The 20,225-nt window shown below is 58.7% G+C and carries 12 protein-coding genes; 5 read left to right on the top strand and 7 right to left on the bottom strand.

Annotation, left to right across the window (positions count from 1 at the left end; translation table 11 throughout):
• Positions 1-89: 89 nt before the first annotated feature.
• Both AAAX59_RS06715 and AAAX59_RS06710 read right to left on the bottom strand, forming a co-directional pair.
• Positions 90-2,330: a DNA gyrase subunit A gene (locus tag AAAX59_RS06715; protein WP_349071221.1), complete on the bottom strand. Its 2,241-nt coding sequence runs from the start codon at positions 2,328-2,330 to the stop codon at positions 90-92.
• A 45-nt stretch (positions 2,331-2,375) separates the two neighbouring features.
• Positions 2,376-4,373, bottom strand: coding sequence for a toprim domain-containing protein (locus AAAX59_RS06710; RefSeq protein WP_349071220.1), 1,998 nt, complete (start codon positions 4,371-4,373; stop codon positions 2,376-2,378).
• Positions 4,374-4,742: 369 nt separating this feature from the next.
• Between AAAX59_RS06710 and AAAX59_RS06705 the strand changes: the two genes are divergently transcribed.
• Positions 4,743-5,759: a hypothetical protein gene (locus tag AAAX59_RS06705; RefSeq protein ID WP_349071219.1), complete on the top strand. Its 1,017-nt coding sequence runs from the start codon at positions 4,743-4,745 to the stop codon at positions 5,757-5,759.
• A 166-nt stretch (positions 5,760-5,925) separates the two neighbouring features.
• On the opposite strand, the gene AAAX59_RS06700 is transcribed toward AAAX59_RS06705, so the two are convergent.
• The 4 genes from AAAX59_RS06700 to AAAX59_RS06685 form a co-directional block, all read right to left on the bottom strand.
• Positions 5,926-10,293 carry a hypothetical protein gene (locus tag AAAX59_RS06700; protein WP_349071218.1) on the bottom strand — a complete coding sequence of 1,456 codons (4,368 nt, stop codon included), beginning with the start codon at positions 10,291-10,293 and terminating at the stop codon, positions 5,926-5,928.
• 155 nt (positions 10,294-10,448) lie between these two features.
• Positions 10,449-11,453 (bottom strand): LuxR C-terminal-related transcriptional regulator, encoded by a 1,005-nt coding sequence (locus tag AAAX59_RS06695; protein ID WP_316369233.1) that lies wholly within the window; start codon positions 11,451-11,453, stop codon positions 10,449-10,451.
• Between the two features lie 68 nt (positions 11,454-11,521).
• On the bottom strand, positions 11,522-12,673 hold the full coding sequence (locus tag AAAX59_RS06690; protein ID WP_349071217.1) for an ATP-binding protein: 1,152 nt from the start codon (positions 12,671-12,673) through the stop codon (positions 11,522-11,524).
• Complete coding sequence (locus AAAX59_RS06685) at positions 12,670-13,344, bottom strand: response regulator transcription factor (protein ID WP_343006660.1); 675 nt, start codon at positions 13,342-13,344, stop codon at positions 12,670-12,672. Before AAAX59_RS06685 ends, AAAX59_RS06690 begins: the two co-directional genes overlap by 4 nt.
• 90 nt (positions 13,345-13,434) lie before the next feature.
• Between AAAX59_RS06685 and AAAX59_RS06680 the strand changes: the two genes are divergently transcribed.
• From AAAX59_RS06680 to AAAX59_RS06665, 4 genes are all read left to right on the top strand, one after another.
• Positions 13,435-13,581: a CD1871A family CXXC motif-containing protein gene (locus tag AAAX59_RS06680; protein ID WP_040219972.1), complete on the top strand. Its 147-nt coding sequence runs from the start codon at positions 13,435-13,437 to the stop codon at positions 13,579-13,581.
• Positions 13,574-14,476 (top strand): 4Fe-4S binding protein, encoded by a 903-nt coding sequence (locus AAAX59_RS06675; protein WP_254881775.1) that lies wholly within the window; start codon positions 13,574-13,576, stop codon positions 14,474-14,476. The genes AAAX59_RS06680 and AAAX59_RS06675 overlap by 8 nt, the downstream gene beginning before the upstream one ends.
• 29 nt (positions 14,477-14,505) lie before the next feature.
• Positions 14,506-15,477, top strand: coding sequence for a TlpA disulfide reductase family protein (locus AAAX59_RS06670; RefSeq protein ID WP_349071216.1), 972 nt, complete (start codon positions 14,506-14,508; stop codon positions 15,475-15,477).
• Positions 15,478-15,730: 253 nt separating this feature from the next.
• A complete protein-coding gene (locus AAAX59_RS06665) occupies positions 15,731-18,985 on the top strand; it encodes an ABC transporter ATP-binding protein/permease (protein WP_349071215.1) in 3,255 nt (1,084 codons plus the stop codon).
• 58 nt (positions 18,986-19,043) lie between these two features.
• On the opposite strand, the gene AAAX59_RS06660 is transcribed toward AAAX59_RS06665, so the two are convergent.
• Positions 19,044-20,177: a hypothetical protein gene (locus tag AAAX59_RS06660; protein ID WP_349071214.1), complete on the bottom strand. Its 1,134-nt coding sequence runs from the start codon at positions 20,175-20,177 to the stop codon at positions 19,044-19,046.
• Between the last annotated feature and the right edge of the window lie 48 nt (positions 20,178-20,225).

Below are 20,225 nucleotides of genomic sequence, written 5' to 3'. Positions count from 1 at the left end.
CGATGAGAAACGACGAGGCCCGGACGCAGTGCTACTGCGTTCCGGGCCTCGTCGTTTTGCGAGCTCATGACGGTTTGGCCGCCGTTGTTTTAGTCAAACAAGCTCGGCATGTCGTTTTCCTTCATGAGGGCACCGGCAGAGGGGAGGCTCTGTGCGGTGAACTTTTCGGCCGAGACACCGGCGCCAAGGATCTCCTCGGTCGTGCCGACGGTGGTGACCGAGCGGCCCTTCTTGGCCGTAAAGGCCTGGACGCCCTGCGTGTTGGTGGTCGTCTTGGTCTTGAGCAGCGACGTGTTGAAGTTCATCAGGCGGTAGTCGCTCGAGACCAGCGCGATGTCGCGGTCCTCCTTGAGTACCTGAGCATACAGCAGTTTGCTGCCGCCGTAGATGGCGTTCTTGAGGCGCTTGCGGTTGGTCTTGGTAACGTATCCGGCAAGTGCGACGCGCACCACACGACCGTTCTCAAAGACAAACAGCACGTCGGCCTTGTAGTCCTCGGGGTCGATGACCCAGATCACACTCTCGTCGGGTTCCATCTCGAGGTCGGTGGGCAGGTACGAGCCCAGCTGTGCCGACTTGGTATCCTCAAACGCCGCGACTTTGCACTTATAAACCTGGCTCTTGTTGGTAAACACGAGCAGCTCATGCGTATTGGAGGACGGGAACTCGATAAAGGGTTTGTCGCCGTCCTTGTACTTGAGCGTGGTCGCCTTCTTGAGCACGCGGTCCGTCATCTTCTTAAGGTAGCCATCGCGCGAGAGCATGATGGTGACCGGGTACTCCTCGACCTCGGGCTCCAAGCTTACCTCGATAACCTCATGGGGCTCGATCCTGCCCGTGCGGCGCGGCATCACGTACTTCTTGTTGACTGCGGCCAGCTCGTCGCTGATGACCTTCTTGATGTTCTCCTCGCTGGAGAGGGTCTCCTCAAGCTCGGCAATCTCGCCCTCAAGCTTGGCAATGTCCTTGGTGCGGTTGAGGATGTATTCCTCGTTGATATTGCGGAGCTTAAGCTCGGCAACAAACTCGGCCTGGGTCTCGTCGATGTCGAAACCCTTCATAAGGTTGGGCACGACCTCGGCTTCGAGCTTGGTGCCACGGATGATGGCGATGGCCTTGTCGATGTCGAGCAAGATCGCCTCGAGGCCGTGCAGCAGGTGCAGGCGCTCGGACTTTTTGCCCAGGTCAAAGTTAATGCGGCGACGCGTGGACTCAATACGCCACTTGACCCACTCGTGCAAGATCTGGCGCACGCCCATAACGCGAGGATAACCATCGACGAGCACGTTGAAGTTGCATGAGAACGAATCCTGCAGCGTGGTCGAGCGATAGAGCTTGGCCATGAGCTTGTCGGGGTCGACGCCGCGCTTAAGGTCGATGGCGATGCGCAGGCCCGAGAGGTCGGTCTCGTCGCGGATGTCAGCGATCTCCTTGACCTTGCCCTCTTTGGAGAGCTTGACGATGCGCTCGATGATGACATCGGTCTTGGTGGTGTAGGGGATCTCGTAGACCTCGATGATGCGCTCTTCGGGAATCCAGCGCCAGCGGGAGCGGATCTGGAAGCTGCCAAGGCCGGTCTCGATAATCTTTTCCATCTCCTCGCGGCGGTAGATGATCTCGCCGCCGGTCGAGAAGTCGGGCATGGGCATATACTCAAGCAGGTCGCAGTCGGGATCCTTGAGGTAGTGCATCGTGGCGGTGCAGACCTCGTTGAGGTTGAAGCCACAGATGTCGGACGCCATGGCGACGCCGATGCCCTTATTGGCCGAGACGAGGATGTTGGGGAACGTGGTGGGCAGCAGGCGCGGTTCCTTCATGGCGCCGTCGTAGCTGTCGACGAAGTCGACCGGGTCCTTGTCGATGTCCTTGAAGATCTCGGCGCTGATGGGGGAGAGCTTGGCCTCGGTATAACGCGAGGCGGCGTAGCTCAGATCGCCCGAATAGTACTTGCCAAAGTTGCCCTTCGACTCAACGAACGGCGCGAGCAGTGCCTCGTTACCGGTGGCTAGACGCACCATCGTCTCGTAGATCGCGGCATCGCCGTGCGGGTTGAGCTTCATGGTCTGGCCCACGATGTTGGCGCTCTTCTGGCGCTCGCCCTTGAGCAGACCCATCTTGTACATGGTGTAGAGCAGCTTGCGGTGCGAGGGCTTAAAGCCGTCGATCTCGGGGAACGCACGCGAGACGTTGACGCTCATGGCGTAGGGCATGTAGTTGACCTCGAGCGTCTGCGTGATCGGCTGGTCGGTGACCTCGGAGTGCAGGCCGATGACGTTCTCGGCGTTGACCTGCTTTTTCTTTGGCTGGTTCTTCGTCTTCTTCTTTGCCACGATTTCCTCTTGAAGTTCTTATGGGCCGTCGTTATCGATTTGCTGCTATTGCAGGTCCAGCTGGTCCAGGTATTCCTTGCCGTGTTCGGAGATATGGCGCTTGCGGCCTGCCTCGTCGTTGCCCAGCAACAGGTTGAACATGGTTTCCATCTTGGTGACGTCCTCGGGCTCCACCTTGATCAGACGGCGCGTCTCGGGGTTCATGGTGGTGAGCCACATCATGTCCGGATCGTTTTCACCAAGACCCTTGGAGCGGTTGATGGAGCACTTTTGGTCGCCGATCTCTTTGAGGATGCCGTTCTTCTCGAGTTCGGTGTAGGCAAAGTAGGTCTTTTCTTTGCAGTTGATCTCGTAGAGCGGCGACTCGGCGATATACACGTAGCCTTCGTCGATAAGTGTGGGAACCAGGCGGTAAAGCATGGTGAGCACGAGCGTGCGGATGTGGTAACCGTCGACGTCGGCGTCCGTACAAATGATGACCTTGTTCCAGTTAAGGTTGTCCAGGTCAAAGGCACCAAGGTTCTTGATCCGCTTGTCCTTGATCTCCACGCCGCAGCCCAGCACGCGCATGAGGTCCATGATGATGTCGGACTTAAAGATGCGCGGGTAGTCCTCCTTCAGGCAGTTGAGGATCTTGCCGCGGACGGGCATAACGCCCTGGAACTCGGCATCGCGCGAGGTGCGAATGGCGCCTGCTGCCGAGTCGCCCTCTACGATGTAGATCTCGCGGCGGCTCTTGTCCTTGGAGCGGCAGTCGATGAACTTCTGCACGCGGTTGGCCATGTCGGTCTTCTGCTGCAGGTTGGTTTTGATGCTCTGACGCGTCTTCTCGGCGTTCTCGCGCGAGCGCTTGTTGATGAGCACCTGCTCCATGATCTTGTTGGCGGCGTCTTTGTTCTCGATCAAGTAGGTCGAGAGGCGCTCCTTAAAGAAGGCCGTCATGGCCTGTTGGATAAAGCGGTTATTGATGGCCTTCTTGGTCTGGTTTTCGTAGGACGTCTGGGTGGAGAAGCAGTTGGTTACCAGCACCAGACAGTCCTGGACGTCTTGCCACTTAATGCCGCTCTCGTTTTTGTTGTACTTGCCCTGTTGCTTAATGTAAGCATCGATGGCGCTGGTGAGGGCGCTGCGGGCAGCCTTCTCGGGCGAGCCGCCGTTCTCGAGCCACGATGAGTTGTGGTAGTACTCCTGCATCATGAAGGTGCGCGAGAAGCACATGCACGCGGTAATTTTGACGTTGTAGTCGGGCAGGTCCTCGCGATCGCGACCGCGACGGTCAGCCTCGATAAAGAAGGGCTCGGTGAGATAGTCGGTACCGACCTTTTCGAGTACGTAGTCCTCGATGCCCTTGGGATAGCAAAAGTCCTCTTCGGAAAACTCGCCATCGTCGCCCTCGATGCGCAGGCGGAAGGTCACGTTGGCGTTGACCACGGCCTGGCGGCGCATGGTCTCGCGATACCACTCGTGGGGAATGCTGATCGAGGTAAAGACCTCAAGATCGGGACGCCACTTGATGGTGGTGCCGGTGCGTTCCTCGTCGCTGGGCTCAATCTCGAGTGCCTTCTTTTTGGCGCCGACGACCTTGCCCTTTTTAAAGTGCAGGGAGTACTTGTTGCCGTCGCGCCAGACGGTGACGTCCATGTACTCGGAGGCATACTGGGTCGCGCACGAACCCAGGCCGTTGGTACCGAGCGAGAAGTCGTAGTCGCCGCCCTGGTTGTTGTTGTACTTGCCGCCGGCGTAGAGCTCGCAAAAGACGAGCTCCCAGTTAAAGCGCTTCTCGGAAGGGTTCCAGTCGAGCGGGCAGCCACGGCCATTGTCCTCTACCTGAATGGAGCCATCGCGAAAGGCGATAAGGGTGATGAGCTTGCCGTAGCCCTGGCGCGCCTCGTCAACGGCGTTGGACAGGATCTCGAAGGCGGCATGCGCGCAACCGTCGAGTCCGTCCGAGCCGAAGATGACGGCGGGGCGCAGGCGTACACGCTCCTCGTCCTTGAGCTGGCGGATACTGTCGTTACCATAGTTTGCGGTGTTTTTTGCCATACTCGCTCTCTCGGTGCTCCTTTTGCTGCGTTTAAGTCATATAGATAGTCAAGGTAGCATAGCCCAGGCCGTGGGCGATTCCACCTAACACGAAATCCATCGAACAATCGTTCGGATTAACGGGTAAAACGTGTCGTGCGGATTGTTGTTCCGAATCGAACATTGGGACAAGCGTCTCGTTTTATGGGCCACGGGCGTGCGTGTGCGAGTCCTTTTGGCCCATAAGGAACGCTGGCGGGTCGTTATTTGGGCCGTGGGTCACTTCGCCGGCGTCGTGTTTCGTCATACGCTCATAGTGGAAGCCGATGCCACGGGGTCGACTTGGGACTCGGGCAACGGATGAGCTGCAAGCCGAAAGGAGCGGTGAGGATGATGAAGCCCATGACGAAGAAGCTGCTGTTAGGAATTCCCACCGTGACGCTTTCGGCCGTGCTGGCATGTACGGTGGCCGGCTGCGGCGGTAATGCGCCGAGTGGCTCGGGCGGGAGCGCACCTGTGCAGGAGAAGGCCGAGAAGCCCAAGGCCTATGAGTCGCAGACGGTCGAGGTGGCAGGCATTACCTATGAGTCGGTGGCTCACGGTACGTTCTATCGCGGTGATGCCAAGAAGCAGGACGGCTTTTACCTGCACATCAAGATTACCAACAACAACACAAAGAACAGGACGTTCAGTTCCTTTAACGTGCATGCTGCCCAGGGCGATCTTGAGGCAGGCGACCCGTTGTTTACTTCCGGCAAGTCGGCCGTGCTCGACTACGTTGCAAGTGAGGCTCCCGATGAGCTTCACGAGGGCATCGATCTTTCCAAGAGGCCAGATATCGGCCCGGGCGAGACCGTTGAGTACGTGTATTTCTGGGCGCCCAAGACGGCGTACTACGGGCCCATCACTGTCGAGTTCGTAGACGCTTACGCCCCCGCCAAGAATCATGAGGCCATGCACTTTGACACCACGGGATGCGAGACCAAGGAGTTCAAGGCAGCCGGCGGCGTGGCCGATTCTGGCGAGAAGGCAGATTTAACGGGCATCGACTGCGCATCGTACAGCATCGAGGCCGCCGATGGGTACACGCTGGATTCGTCCGACGAAGAGCGCGAAAAGGCAAACTTCTTCCACGACGAGACTGGAGGACGCCTGAACATCAGCATCTTCCCGCGCTCGCCGGAGGAAGAGATTGCAAGCCTAGAGCAGGTCTACGAAGGCAAGGAGACAACAACCGACCAGGTCGAGTACAACGGCATAACGTGGCTGCGCTTTACCGGTCCCGACAACGGCCATACACTGTTTGCGACGGCTCCCGCGACGGGCGAGACCGTCCGCGTGTCGATTGGCTGGAAGATCGACTGGGATGCCGCCGTGCCCATGATGGAGGCACTGAAGCTCAAGTAACGCCGCGATTCTTAGGTCAGGCGACTCAGGGCTGGCTCCGAGTTATCGGGGCCAGCCCTTTTTGGTGCTCGATGAGCAGGGCCAATGCCTCGCGCGGTTTCGGGTGCAGTGGGGCATCGTGCGCGCAATGACGAACATGATTTCCATAATGACATGTAACTAGGAGCTAGCGAGGCCTATCCGAATTGACCTCATTGGCGGTGTCTTTTTCGAGCGCCGTGCGGCGGGCGCTGTAGGCGATGAGGCCCGCGCCTGCCGCGGCGAGTGCTGCAGCGGCTGCCGTAAGGGGAGCGTTGACATCGCCCGTGCCCGCAAGCGCGCCCGCTTTTCCGGAGCGCTTGTTATTGCCGTGGTCCTTGCCGCTGCCGGAGCTGCTTCCGCCGGAGCCGCCGCCCTCGTCAGTACCGCTGCCACTCGAGCCACCATCGCCGTCTGCTGTCATCGGGGCGTCGTGAAGTCCTGTCGTATCCGCGCTGTCGCATACGCCGACCTGCACTTCTGAGCGTTCGCATGCCGCGTCGGGCACATGAAGTTCGTGCAGAACGGCACCCAGCGCCGAGTTTGCGCCCGGTCGGATCTCCTCGAGCGTTACGGGATCGAGCGCCACCAGATTACGCGCCTTCGCATACAGCGTTACGCGTTTGCCCACTTCGTCGCTCCAGCTCTCGGGGATGGCGAAGCTCATGCGGAACTGTGCCGTGCGACCCGGTGCCAGCATGGCGTTGCCGTTGTCGGCTACCAGCGGGTGCGTTGCAAAACGTGTGCCCAGCGTCTCGGGCGCGTACTTCACGTGTGCCATGTCGTTGGCCGAAGCATCTTCGGCAAGCTCCGGATCGTAGATCGATGCCGTGCGTGCGTTCGCTCCGAATCCGATGGATGCGCTGGAGAACGGTTGGCTGGAGCCCTCTCGGTACAGATCGATCGTGCCGGCAGTCAGCAAAGTGTTGCCGTCGTTTCGCACCGTGACCATGAAGGATTCGCCTGCTGCTCCGGGCACCACCGCGCCCGAGGTAGCGACCGCGCCCGTCGGAGTGGCACACGCCACCAAGGGCACTTCGATGCCGTGCAGCTCTGCCTCGCTCTTCTCCGCGCTCACAATGTGCGTGGCGAGCGCGGAGAGCATGCCTCCCGACGTCAAAAATGTCGTTATCTGATCGACGGGATGGTCCAGTTCGCACATCACGAACGGCTCCGTGAACAGATCGCCTGCCAAGGTGCTGGCGAAGATGCGGAAGTGCTTGCCCATCACTGCTACCGGGTTGCCTTCTTCGTCGTAGGTTTGCCCCACCTTGCCATCGGTGTTCTCTACATAGAGCGCGCACCTGCCGTTGTTGCTTACGCTAAACGATGCCGGGCCACAGCCTGCGGCACCCACGGGCTGCGTTGCAAATGCCGATGCGCCTCGCGTCCAAGTAATATGCTGCAGCTGCTCGTTGACGGTGGCCAAAAAGCCCGAATGTTGTGGCCACGGCACCGCATGGGGTACCGTGGCGTCTGGTGGCATAACGCCCCAGCCCGCAATGGACTGGCCGATCACGGCGTACGATGCGCAGCCGCAACCGTCTGCGGTCTCGTACGCAACGGGCACCACCATTTTGCCGTTGATATTCTCGGGCTCGCCCAGCTCGATGCTCGACGGTGCTTGCGGAAAGCGAAGAACTTGGCGGAACGTCAGGCTGTCGCCCAAATCATCCGACCACAGGGTAAAGCATTCCAGCGCAACCTCAGCCTCGCTGCCGAGCGCCTTTTCTGCGGTGGCTCCGCGGCGGTGGAGGTAGGCACCCGACAGGCGCCCGTCGACCAGCGTCTTGCCTACCGTGATGCGCGGGCACTGCAGGCAATGGTAGCCATCCTCCTGAAGGCGGCCGCGCGAGATGCTGCGCCACGACGTGTGCGATATCACGCGAACTCCGTCGTTGCTTATGCGCAGGCGCACAACGGACAGTATGCCGGATGTGCTCGCCGTATCGAAAAGGGTGTTGTCGCCGGCGGGGCGCTCGCCCGAGACCAGCAGCACGTAGGCGTCCTGGTTTTCCCTCCCGTCTGTATATTCCACCACGTCGAAGTCGTAATCGAATATGCCGTCGCGCCCCACGTCGCCCTCGCCAAACCCAAGGGGGAAGTCCACGGGCGTGGGAGCGGACCACGTGCCGTTTGCCTTTGTGTGCACCACCAGGCGCGAGCGGCCATTGTCGCCGTAGCGCACCGAGGCGATACGGAACAGGCATTCTACGCCGGCAATCATTGCCAGCTTCATGTGAGCTTCGCTGAGCACGCCGGTAAACAGCACATCGTCGCTCGAGGGCTTGATGCCGCCACGCTCGTCCTCCGACACGCCAGCAGAATTGGCGTTGGGGTCCGCAACGGCGTTCGTTGCCTGCCCGATGTAGGTGTACTTATACATCGGTGCGGCATTTTCGTCGTTCTCCATCAGCGCGTGGACGAAATGTTCGACCTGTCCCGTGTCGTCGCTCTCCGCGTTCGTCTCGAGCTCAATGCGCGTGACCGCTTGATCCCAATCGCGCACGACAGGCGCGGCGTTTACGGCAGCGGCCTTAACCTCGGCGCGTGCGAGCAGCTCGGCGTTGGTGACGATGGTGGCCGATGCGATAAACTGCGGCACACCACCTGCCTCGGCGTTGCCGGCCGAGCCGAAGCAGGCATCCAGCGTATAAGGCGTATCTCCACCCAATGCCAGCTCAGAGCGTTGGAGCACATACTGGTCGCCATTGTTCACCGACATATTCCACGAATCGATGAGTGTGGGCCACGACCCCGACCAAGCCTTGGTGGTCCACTTGAACATTACGAACTGGAGTATCACATCGACATCGACGTCTGCACCTACGCGCAGCCGCGGAAGCTGGTGTCCATCTGCCTTCTCGTACCCAATGAACAGCGTGAGGGATGCGGCGCCGCGCACGGCAGACGAAGCGACGCCTGCAACGCCGGCGCCAAAGGTGACGGCAAGCCCGATCTGGATGGTGAACGAGCCCGACGTGTTTGAATAGTCGAGCGAAATGTTCTTGAAAAACGCCGCGCCGCTGCCGTGCGTGTGGGCACCCACAGCGAGCGCCAGCTTCGCCAGCACCCAAGGGTTGACGTTTAGGAAAAATGGCACCGGTCCTAGGGTAAACTGCTCGGTCCAATTGAGGTCAGTTCTTACCTGGAAGAGGGCCTTAATATTGCCGTATGCGGGGTCGTTGTTGTTACCCCAGGTTTTGCCCACCCAATCGTAGGCGAGCGAGCCGTACAGCTGTGTGGCGATATCCATCGTGAACAGCGGCGTGCAATGGTGGCGAAGGAGCTTGGTGTTTCTTGGATCGGTGCCCGAACCGGCACTCATACTTTTGTACTGATTCCACTTCCCTTCCATTTCGTCGAGGTAGCGGTTTGCCTGCTTGGCGCCCGACTCGCGCGGTGACTTCTTCCAGTACTCCGGATCCGGATTGCCCGAATCGTTCATATAGCCGGCTGGTTTGTATCCTCCGCCAAACAGCACGTATCCAGCAAACGAGAAATCGAAGAGGATCGGAAATGTGGGTATCCAGCACGTGAACTTATTGCCGCCGATGCCGGGAAACGCCGCGGGGAAATCAAACGGAGTGACCTCTTGGTCCATGGTAGTGGGGACGATAGTGGTCGAGCCCGATTCCGCCTTTGCGGCCGGCGCGGTGACAACGGCCATGGGGGATGAGAGCGTGTAGGTTTTGCCCTGATAGTCGAGGACAAAGCGCAGCTTGCACCCTTCCTCCAGAAGGCCCGATGCCGCGTCGAGAAACTTGTCTTCGAGTGTGAACGTCGCCAGATTATCCGCGCCCGATGCGCTGGCCTTGATCTGACCAATCTGCGTGACGGTTTCGGTTGAGCTGCCCGCAGCGGGCATCACTTTATTGATATGCAATGTTGCCTGCCCGCCCTGCGGCAGATGAGCCTGCACGGTAAATGCGTGCGTATCGGGCTGCTCGTTTGCCGTGTCGTCCTTCGGCAATGCCATGAACGTGGCTTCAGCGTACTGGATGTCCCATTCGTCGAATGTGAGCTGGCGGAAGTACGGCTCGCCGTCGGAAAGCGGACGCGTGGGCGTGGTTATGGCGGTGCCGCCCTGGATACGCGCAAGGGGAATCTCGACATCACGGTAGCCCGCCATGCTAATGGAGATGCCGCCGTTAAAGTCGTACGCGTCAAGGAGCGTTGCCTCGTCCACGTAGCCTTCCGAAAGAGGGGCGACCTCAAAGATGGCCGTGCCTTCGTCATCGGTCGTGGCGGTGAGCTGCTTGCCTACGGCATAGCGCGATGTGAGCGTGACCTGGGCACCTGCGATGGGCGTATTCTTGTTGGCGACGTCGACCACGACCACACCAAACATGGTGCGCGAGAGAACGAGCACCTTGAAGGGGTCTTCTTCGTCGGCATAGGCCGCGGTGGGCGCGAACGGCAGCAGGAAGGCATTTTCGCTTCCCGGCACACGAGGCAACATAATGCTCGCCAGCGAGGACGCTCCAGCAACAAGTAACGAACGGCGATCAAGCATCTTGGGCTCCCATCCCGCAAATATCGGTGGAAATAATCCAATTTTGCGAGAAGACGCTTCGTGGCGGTAGTGCCGTTCAAGGGTCAAAATGTCCAAATTGATCGAGCGAAGCGCCGGGTTCCGGAACGCGTTCGATGCGCTTGGCAGCCCGGTCGCTAACGCAACATGTGCGCGACCAGCTCGGCGCGTGTGCCGATGCCAAGCTTTGCGTATACGCCGGATAGGCGGTTTTTGACGGTGCCCGGCGATACTCCCATATGGCGTGCGATTTCAGCGTTGGTCCATCCGCGGCAGGCGAGCATGGCCATGGTGAACTCTGTGGTCGTTAAATCGTCGGCAACGTCCTCGCCCGAATCGGGGTTGTGGATGCGCCGCCAGCCGTAGCTGAAGCGGTACGTGATCTCGATGATGCGTGCGAAGTCGTCGGGGTATTGCGTTTTTAGGCACGCCTCGATGAGCCCCTGTAAAAGGCCGTGGTGCTCGCCGATGAGCTCGATAAGGCCGTCGGGACGCGCAATGTTCCAAGCAGCTCCGAAATGCGTTCTTGCGGCGTCGACGTCTTTGAGACTCATGCAGGCCATGGAAGCTGCCAGGTGCAGGAACAGTTCCGAGATGGGATAGCTTCCCTGTTTCATGATCAGGGCGTTTTCCGCCATGCCCAGACTGCGGCCATATTCGCCGCGCAGGTACAGGGCATGCGCCATCACGTAGCTGGCGAACAGGCGCAGGCCTTCGGGCAGATGCGCCGCAAGCGGATAAAACTCTTCGGCAGAATACGGGGAAGGCAAGTGCAGCAGGACGCTCGCGGCCGAGGCGAACAGGATATGCGTGGCGTGGACGGCGGGTGATTCCTCGTCGGCCGGCGTATCGAGGATGCCAGCAAGGCAACGGCGGGCATCGGCGATACGGTTGAGCGACAGACTGGCATATCCGCAGATAAAGCATGCGGAATAGCGCAGTGCGGGGTCGGTGGCGTCAAGATAGGGGCGTGCTGTCTTGGCGGCGAGTGCGGCCTGTCCGCGAAAGTACAGCGCTTCTGCCGTGGCGATGGCGCGTGAATCGGGGTCGGAAATGCCTGCAACCGCAGCGTCAATCTGCCCCGGCACAAAGGCGGTGCACATCAACGGCATGGGAACGCATGGGTAGCCATCGCAGTCCATCTTCCATCTCCCAACAGCTGGCAACACTAGCAGCAATTGTACTCTTGTTGCTCGGGACCCCTTTCGTTTTACTGTTCGGTTAACGCTGCGGATCGTTTTGGAAGGCTTACGAGCATGGTGGTTCCGTTCTCGGAACTTGTTTCGACCTCTACCGTGCCACCGTGAAGCGCTGCAATCTCCCAAACAAGCGCTAGCCCGAGTCCTGCGCCGCCGTATGCTCTGCTGCGGGATTTGTCTAGACGAAAGAACGGCTGGAAGATGCTCTCTCGGTACTGCTTGGGTATTCCCGGGCCCTCATCTTTGACTCGCAGGAGCACGTGGCTGTCGCTGCCGCTGATGGAGACGTTGACAGTCGAGCCGGAGCGGCTGTAACGGATGGCGTTTTCGACCAGATTAAACACCAGCCGATAGAGGAGCGTATCACTTCCGATTGTCAAAGCGTCTCCGGCGCAATCGAGGGTTACGTCCTTATTCTCGGCAAGCGGCGCAAGGTCGGTGAGGACCTCTTCGGACAAGGGACCAAGTTCAACAGCGTCCTCGCAAGGAACGCTGCGGAGCTCACTCATCTCGAGCAATATCTTGGTCATTCGAGACATGCGCTCGGTTTGTTCTTGTAGCAGGCCGAGCAGCTCGGCTGTTTCGGGTTGCAGACCGGAGCGCTCGGAGATGAATAGTTCAATCTGTGCTTGCATAAGGGCGAGCGGGGTGCGCAGCTCGTGTGCGGCGTTGCCGGTAAACTGACGCTGCGCAGAGAACCCTTCGCCAAGACGGGCGATCATGTCGTTGAAAGAGGCGCTGCATCGCTGTAGCTCGGTGGGCACATCTTCACTGAGTCTGATTTCGCTTAGGTTGTCAGGCTGCACACGCTCAACCTGGGCTGCAAAAGCCCGTAGCGGTTTGAGTGCACGGCCGCTCGCAAAGTATGCCAGCGCGCCGCCAAGGAGTGTGACTCCAGCCGTGATGTACCAGGTTGTCGTGCCAAAAGACTCTTGTGCGTCGTTTACGACGATCGTGACCTTGTCATCGGGGGTCGCTTTCGTTGGGTCGAACGCCTGGGGCGAATCTTCGCCGGTTGCGTTAAAGGCCGAGATGTTACTGCCGATGGCATCCATGTAGCGCATGCCCGTATAGCCGACCAGGCAGTTTGTCAGCACGCATGCTGCACACGTGAGCAGTGCCGTCATAATCGTTATGCGCCATTGCAGGGAAAGCCTTTTCATTCGCTATCCTCCATAACGTAGCCCTCTCCAATCCGATTGCGAATCGGGTCGTATCCCAAAGCGCTGCGCAACTTTTTTCGGAGCGACGAAATATGAACGCGGGTTGCGTTGCTAAAGCTGTTCACGCTGCTATCCCAAACGTGCTCGATAAGCTCCTCTTGACTTACCGGACGCCCCTGATTAAGCATCAGGTATTCCAAGATTCCCGTTTCCTTGCGCGTAAGAGATAAAGCCTCACTGTCCACGGAAGCGATGCGCGCCTTGGTGTCAAAGCGGAGCTTTCCGCAGGTTAATACTATGTCGCTTTGTGTAAAGCGTCTGAGGGTAAGGCTGCGAATCCTTGCCGCAAGCTCGTCCAGATGAAACGGCTTGGTGAGGTAATCGTTGGCGCCGGCATCGAGTCCGGCGACTTTATCTGATACTTCGCCACGTGCGGACAGAATCAGTACCTTAGTCTCGCAGTCAGTTTTCCTAAGTTCCCTGAGTACGGTCATGCCGTCGATGCGGGGAAGGTTGAGGTCGAGTACCACGAGGTCGAAGGCCTCAACGTCCAGTAGGTCGAGCGCCTCCTGTCCGTCGTGACAGCAGTCGACGCTGTACGCCAAGTTTCGCAAGCTGCGCGCGATTGCGTCACACAGCGCCCGCTCGTCCTCGACGATCAAAATACGCATAACAGTCTCCTTGCACATTTCAAATCGCGCTTAACACGGATTTTATAGCCGATATGGTCCAATGGTCGCGTAACGAAAGGAGTGGTCGTGTTGTTCAAAGCGGTAAAACCCGTGGTACAGGTCGCTTTGTTGATCGTCGGAATTGCCATGGTGTGCTTTGGCGTTATGCGTGGCGAGGCGGATGCCGTGCTGGCCAAAGCGATTAGGCTGTGCTTGGAGTGTATCGGAATTGGATAAAAGAGAAAACACTGCGTCGCATGTTTTGGCCCGATTTCGCGGATTCATTCAGGCGGCGGCGACGCTGGTCACCAATATTCACCTGCCAAACTTTGCCAAAGGCGGCATCTATCAGGGCGCGGGAAAAACAGTCTGCGTACCTGGACTTAATTGCTATTCGTGCCCCGCGGCATCGGGTGCGTGCCCCATCGGGTCGTTCCAGTCGGTGGTGGGTTCATCCAAGTTCAACTTTTCTTACTACGTCACCGGTACGCTCATTTTGCTCGGCGTGCTGCTGGGACGCTTTGTATGCGGCTTTCTATGCCCGTTTGGCTGGCTGCAGGAGCTGCTTCATAAGATTCCCGGCAAAAAGTTCTCCACGAAAAAGCTCAAGCCGCTCACGTACATCAAGTACGTCGTGCTGCTGTTTGCCGTGGTGCTGCTGCCCGTCTTGGTGGTTAACGACGTGGGCATGGGCGACCCGTTCTTTTGTAAGTACATCTGTCCGCAGGGCGTACTCGAGGGCGCCATTCCACTGGCCATTGCCAACGCCGGCATTCGATCTGCGTTGGGACATCTCTTTACTTGGAAACTTGCCGTTCTCATTGCCGTGGTAGTGCTGAGTGTTTTGTTCTACCGCCCCTTCTGCAAATGGATTTGTCCACTCGGTGCATTCTATGCGCTTATGAATAGGGTGTCCCTACTGGGGATTCGGGTTGACGCATGCAAATGTGTCTCGTGCGGCAAGTGCTCAAAGGTTTGTCAGATGGACGTTGATGTGGTCCGGGCGCCCAATCATGCCGAATGTATCCGGTGCGGAAAGTGCATCGGGGCCTGTCCCGTCGATGCCATCAGCTATCGCTATGGCCTGGATGTGTCGGCGGAAAAGCTTCCCTTGACCGCTGATAAAAAGTAAACAAGCTTCGACAAAACGGAGGAATGACTATGAAGCTTTCTAAGATTGCGGCCCTGTTTATGGTGCCGGTATTGGCCTTGTGTCTTGTGGCATGTTCGGCGCCCGGTGGCAATGCGAGCGAATCTGCGAGCTCCAATCCTAAGATCGCAGAACTCACTGCGCAGAAGCCGGCCAATGCCGACGAGGCCGCCGAGCTGTATGCGAAGCTCATGCAGAAGGAGAACGAGATCTTTTCGAGTGATAACGCGCTGTGGGAAAAGGTATTCAATGCAGCAAATAAAGACTCGGCAATGATTGAGGACGGCAGCAATTACGGCGATTTTCTGCTCAAGACCATCGACGGCGCCAAGGATGAGTTCACGGCGGATGAGCTTAAGACACTCAAGGCCGGTACACAGCAGATCAAGGAGATCGAGGACAAGCTCGAGAGCCTGGAGAAGGAGTTCCCCGGCTGTGGAAGCACGCCGAGTGCAGGCGAGAGCGTCGACGCTTCGACCGCTGGCATGACGGCTGGTGCCAATGCTTCGAGCGAGGCGACGAAGTTCCCCAGCTTTACGGGCAAGGACCTGGACGGCAACGACGTGAGCAGCGACGAGCTGTTCGCTAAGAACAAGGTCACCGTCATGAACTTCTGGTTCACCACTTGCAAGCCGTGCGTGGGCGAGCTGGGCGATCTTGAGAAACTGAATAAGGAGCTTGCCGAGAAGGGCGGCCAGGTCGTGGGCGTCAATTCCTTTACGCTCGATGGCAACAAGGGCGAGATTGCAGATGCCAAGGACGTGCTGAGCAAGAAGGGCGTGACGTATAAGAACATCTGGTTCAAGTCGGATAGCGAGGCCGGTAAGTTCACGTCAAATTTGTTCTCGTTCCCGACAACGTATGTCATCGATCAGAATGGCAACATCGTAGGGGAGCCCATCGTGGGAGCCATCAGCTCCGCCGAGCAGCGCGCAGCGCTCGACAAGCTTATTGACCAGGCGATTGCGAATAGCGAGCAGTAAAAAACACGTAAAGCATCGCGAGGATCGTGCGCCGCTGTGCGGAGTAGTCCGCTGCCTTTCAAGATAATCTCCACCATATAGAGGCCCCACTTGGGGCCTCTTTTTTGGGCGCCGTCCCGTTCGTTTTTTGGCGCGGTTCCCTACATTCCTCACTGGTGTCGGTGAAAAATGGGGATAGAGTAGGACAAACGCGTCGAATACGAACGGCGGGGGAGAGTGGGCGAGTGCGCCCGCGTGGGAGAGGTTGCCGTCCATGTTGGAGCTCAAAGGTATTTGCAAAAGATACGTTACGCAGTCGTTTACGCAGGTGGCGCTCGACAGCGTAAGCCTGTCTTTTCGCGATAACGAGTTCGTGGCCATTCTGGGTCCCTCGGGTTCGGGTAAAACCACGATGCTCAACGTTATCGGCGGGCTCGATCATTTCGATTCTGGCGACCTGCTGATCGACGGTATTTCGACTAAGGATTTTCACGATCGCGATTGGGATGCCTACCGCAACAACCGCATCGGCTTTGTTTTCCAAAGCTATAACCTCATTCCGCATCAGACCATTTTGGAAAACGTGGAGTTGGCGCTTACGCTCACGGGCGTGGGGCATGCCGAGCGCCGCCAGCGTGCGCGCGAGGCGTTGGAGAAAGTCGGCCTGGGCGAGCACGTTAACAAGCGCCCGAGCCAGCTATCGGGCGGACAGATGCAGCGCGTGGCCATCGCCCGCGCCCTGATTAACGATCCCGAGATCGTGCTGGCAGACGAGCCGACCGGCGCTTTGGACTCAACGACATCCGTACAGGTCATGGATCTGCTCAAGGACGTGGCGCGCGACCGCCTGGTTGTCATGGTCACGCACAATCCCGAGCTGGCGTACCAATATGCCACGCGCATTGTCAACCTGGCGGACGGCAAGATCACCGACGATTCCGATCCCTTCGATGTCGCTGACGCCACGCGCCGCGAGGCCAAGCCTACGCGCAAAACCTCGATGAGCTTTGTGACGGCGCTGGGGCTTTCTGCCCGCAACCTTATGACCAAGAAGGGCCGTACGGCCATGACGGCCTTTGCGGGGTCGATTGGCATTATCGGTATCGCGGCGATTCTGGCGCTGTCCAATGGCGTGAACAATTACATCAAAAAGGTCGAGGAGGATACGCTTTCGAGCTACCCACTCACCATTTCCAAGCAGGATTACGATCTATCGTCCATGATGGGCGGGCAGGGGGCCGCGGATGATGACTCGCCTGAAAACGTGGATTCGTCCGATGACAGTGCCGGTGGCAGGGCTCAGGGAACCGATAAAATTCCCGTGGTTACGGCCGTAAAGGATATGTTTGCGAGCGTTAAGTCCAACGACATGACGAGCTTTAAGGCATGGCTCGATGCCGGTGGCGACGGCATCGATAAAGAGGTCAACGCCATTCAGTACGGCTACGGTGTATCGCCGGTTGTCTATCGTGCGGGTAAGGGCGATGAGAAGCCTGTCCGGCTGGTGCCCAACGCCATGACCGAGGCCATGAGCGGAGGCGCGAGCTCGGCGGCAACGGTGAGCATGGAATCCATGGGAACCTCGGTCTTTAACGAGATGATTGACGACCAGAGCCTGCTCGACAGCCAATACGACGTCGTGGCGGGGCATTGGCCTACGTCTGCTAACGAAGCCGTGATGGTGCTTTCGAGCCGCGGCACGGTGGGCGACTACACGCTCTACAGCATCGGTGCGCTGGATATCGATGAGCTCAATGATCTGGTAAACAGCGCCATGGCGGCTGACGGTGGGGTCGAAACGCCCGAGACCGGCACCGACTTTACCTACGACGACGCGCTGTCCACGACGTTTAAGGTGCTGTCGCCGGCCGATGCGTATCGCAAAAACGAAGAGACCGGCATGTGGACCGATATGTCTGGCGACGCCGACTTTATGGCCGCCAAGGTTGCCGACGGTATCGACGTGCACATTGTGGGCGTGGTACGACCCAACGAGACGGCCAACGCGAGCGCGTTGTCCCCGGGCATTGCCTACACGCATGCGCTGACTCGCCAGCTTATGGAGCGCGCCGCAAATTCGCAGATTGTGCAGGAGCAACTCGCCCACCCCGAGACGGATGTCTTTACGGGCAAGTCTTTCGATGAGCTGCAAGGCGAGGCCAAACAAGGCGTGGACCTGGGCAGCATGTTCAGTGTGGACGAGGCGGCGCTCAAGAGCGCGTTCTCGTTCGATACGTCTGCGCTTTCGGGCGCTGCCGGCGGTATGGACCTTTCCGGTATCGACTTATCCGGGCTGGACATTGACCTTTCGAGCGTTGGCAAGGACATCGACTTCAGCGACATCATGGCCAAAGCGCCGGCACCAGATTTCTCGGGCATCTTTGACGGTCTTGAGCTCACGCCCGAGCAAATGCAGCAGGTGGGAACACTAGCCAATCAGCTGTTTGAGGGCTTTTTGCAGTCTGATCAGTTTAAGGCGCTGTCGCCCGAAGATCTTAAGGACGCGTCAAAGCTCGCCGCCGCATTCTCGACGTATCTTGAGAATGATGCCGCAGCCCAGCAATACCTGGCTCAGCTCAAGGCGCTCGGCGGCGATGCCCTGGCAGAGCGTCTGCAGCAGGCGATGACCGACTATGTGCAAAAGCAGCTGGCTCCGTATCTGCAGCAGGCTATGGATCAGGTGATGAAGGTAATCAGCGAGCAGATAGCGTCGACGGTATCGTCCCAACTCAAGGCGGGCACAGCGGGGCTTATGGACCAGATGGCGACGCAGATGTCTTCGAGTTTTGCCAACCTGGCGAGCGCCATGCACGTGGATGCGAGCGCCTTTGCTCGTGCCATCCACTTCAACATGGACGCCGAGGACCTGAGTTCGCTCATGATGAGCTATGCCAAGGCTTCGAAGCTCACCTACGACAACAATCTGACCTCGTTGGGTTATGCGGACGAGGCGGACCCCATCTCGGTCAAGATTTTCCCGCGCGACTTTGAGGCCAAGGAGCGCGTACTCGATCACATCGATGCGTACAACAAGCAGGTCAAAGCCGCTGGTCACGATGATCGGGCAATTTCGTACACCGACTACATGGGCATCATCATGGGTTCGGTGACCGACATCGTGAACACCATCAGCTTGGTGCTCATCGCATTCGTAAGCATCAGCCTGGTGGTGAGCTCCATCATGATCGGCATCATCACGTACATCAGCGTGCTGGAGCGCAAAAAGGAGATTGGCATTCTGCGCGCGATTGGCGCATCGAAGCGCAACGTGGCCAACGTGTTTAACGCCGAGACGTTTATCGAGGGCCTTATCGCCGGCGTTTTTGCCATCGCCGTCGTGGTGCTCGTGAGCCTCCCGGTCAATGCCTGGGCGCTTGCGACCAAGCAGGTTCCCAACCTGATGAGCCTGCCCGTTCAGGACGCGCTGGCGCTCATCGCGATCTCGGTGGTGCTGACGGTCGTCGCTGGCTTGCTGCCGGCCCGCAGCGCGTCTAAGAAAGACCCCGTAGAGGCTCTGCGCTCGGAATAATGTGACAAAGGGGCTGTCCCTTTGCCGCATGGGGGAAGGGGCAGCCCCCCTCCTGCGCCTAGCTCGTTTTACCCATCAACGTGATACGGATGCTTGGATGGGTGTACTCGTCAAACTCGTCCTCGGGATCCGTGTCAAACGAGTAATACGCTTTGACGGGGTCGTCGCTCGTCCTGATGGAGATTCTCTCGTAGAGCGAACCGTTCAAGAAAGCCTGCCTAAACTCTTCGGGGAGCTTTTGCGGTGCTAGGAGCTCGGGGCTCACGGTCTTGACGTCTGCGGTTTGGACGACAGAGGAAAGCTCGTCAAAGTCGAGCTCGATGCGGGCGAGGTTGTCCTCAAGGCTCGCATCGGGGTCGATTTCTGCTACGTAACTCACTTCCTTGAGCGTTCCCTTGTTGTCGAAATCCAGGTACGTATAGGTCTTCTGGGTATCGGAGTCGCCGTCGTGCAAGTAGCCGCGGACGTGATAGCCGTAATCTTGATATCGCTCGTAAGGGTCATCGGCAGACACGTACTCGCATGCGGGCTCTAACGTCATGCGGGCGATGGCGATCTGCTCGGCCGCGGCCGCGGCGTTCTCCTGCATCTCGGTGTTTCCCTGCGCCAGCTGCGGGATATAGGCACCGCATACGATTGCGAGGGGTAGCGCCACAAGCGCGATGATCCACTTTTTTGCACGGGGGATAGGCAAGCCGCAGGCCTCCGCCATGGCCTTTGCGTTAGCGAAGCTCTCGGTAAGCACGTCTGCTGCGGTGGCAACGGCGCCTACGGCAGCGGCGACTTCTGCCGCGCTGCCCAGATTGCGTGCGGTCTCGTTGTCGCTGTTCTTGAGTAAGCGCGCGGCGGCCTGCGTACCGACAACGCCTGCGATTTGTGCCGAGCGGTCTTTCTCGGTCTGCTCGACGACGAGTCGGCGCTGCATTTTCTTCCACTGCTTGCCGCGCATACCAAAGCGTGGCGCGAGCGTGCAGTAGCAGAATATGACGAGCTCGATGGCGGTGAGCACCAGGGCGGTCATCATACCCGTCTCTTGGAAGCCTTCGTGATGAAAGACGATGTCGTCAATCATTTCGAAGGGAATGATCAAAAATGGCAGCACGAATGCCATGGCAAGCGCCGCACCGGCAATCTTGGGGTAGATGCAGTATCGCCGGATGCGCTTGCGTTCTTGTTCGGAAAGTGTAGCCATTGCCGGTCCTTGGTGTCGTGGCGGTCGTTGCAGCGCACGGGGCGCGTC

This window comes from Collinsella sp. CLA-ER-H2 (assembly GCF_040092405.1).
GTDB lineage: Bacteria > Actinomycetota > Coriobacteriia > Coriobacteriales > Coriobacteriaceae > Collinsella.
Note: the sequence above shows the minus strand (reverse complement) of the source record. Positions and strands in the feature narration are given on the sequence as shown.

Bases quoted from the DNA above. Each gene is read 5' to 3' on its own strand.
- AAAX59_RS06660 (WP_349071214.1), bottom strand. From the start codon at position 20,177: ATGGCTACACTTTCCGAACAAGAACGCAAGCGCATCCGGCGATACTGC.
- AAAX59_RS06705 (WP_349071219.1), top strand. From the start codon at position 4,743: ATGATGAAGCCCATGACGAAGAAGCTGCTGTTAGGAATTCCCACCGTG.
- AAAX59_RS06700 (WP_349071218.1), bottom strand. From the start codon at position 10,293: ATGCTTGATCGCCGTTCGTTACTTGTTGCTGGAGCGTCCTCGCTGGCG.
- AAAX59_RS06690 (WP_349071217.1), bottom strand. From the start codon at position 12,673: ATGAAAAGGCTTTCCCTGCAATGGCGCATAACGATTATGACGGCACTG.
- AAAX59_RS06710 (WP_349071220.1), bottom strand. From the start codon at position 4,373: ATGGCAAAAAACACCGCAAACTATGGTAACGACAGTATCCGCCAGCTC.
- AAAX59_RS06685 (WP_343006660.1), bottom strand. From the start codon at position 13,344: ATGCGTATTTTGATCGTCGAGGACGAGCGGGCGCTGTGTGACGCAATC.
- AAAX59_RS06665 (WP_349071215.1), top strand. From the start codon at position 15,731: ATGTTGGAGCTCAAAGGTATTTGCAAAAGATACGTTACGCAGTCGTTT.
- AAAX59_RS06695 (WP_316369233.1), bottom strand. From the start codon at position 11,453: ATGGACTGCGATGGCTACCCATGCGTTCCCATGCCGTTGATGTGCACC.
- AAAX59_RS06670 (WP_349071216.1), top strand. From the start codon at position 14,506: ATGAAGCTTTCTAAGATTGCGGCCCTGTTTATGGTGCCGGTATTGGCC.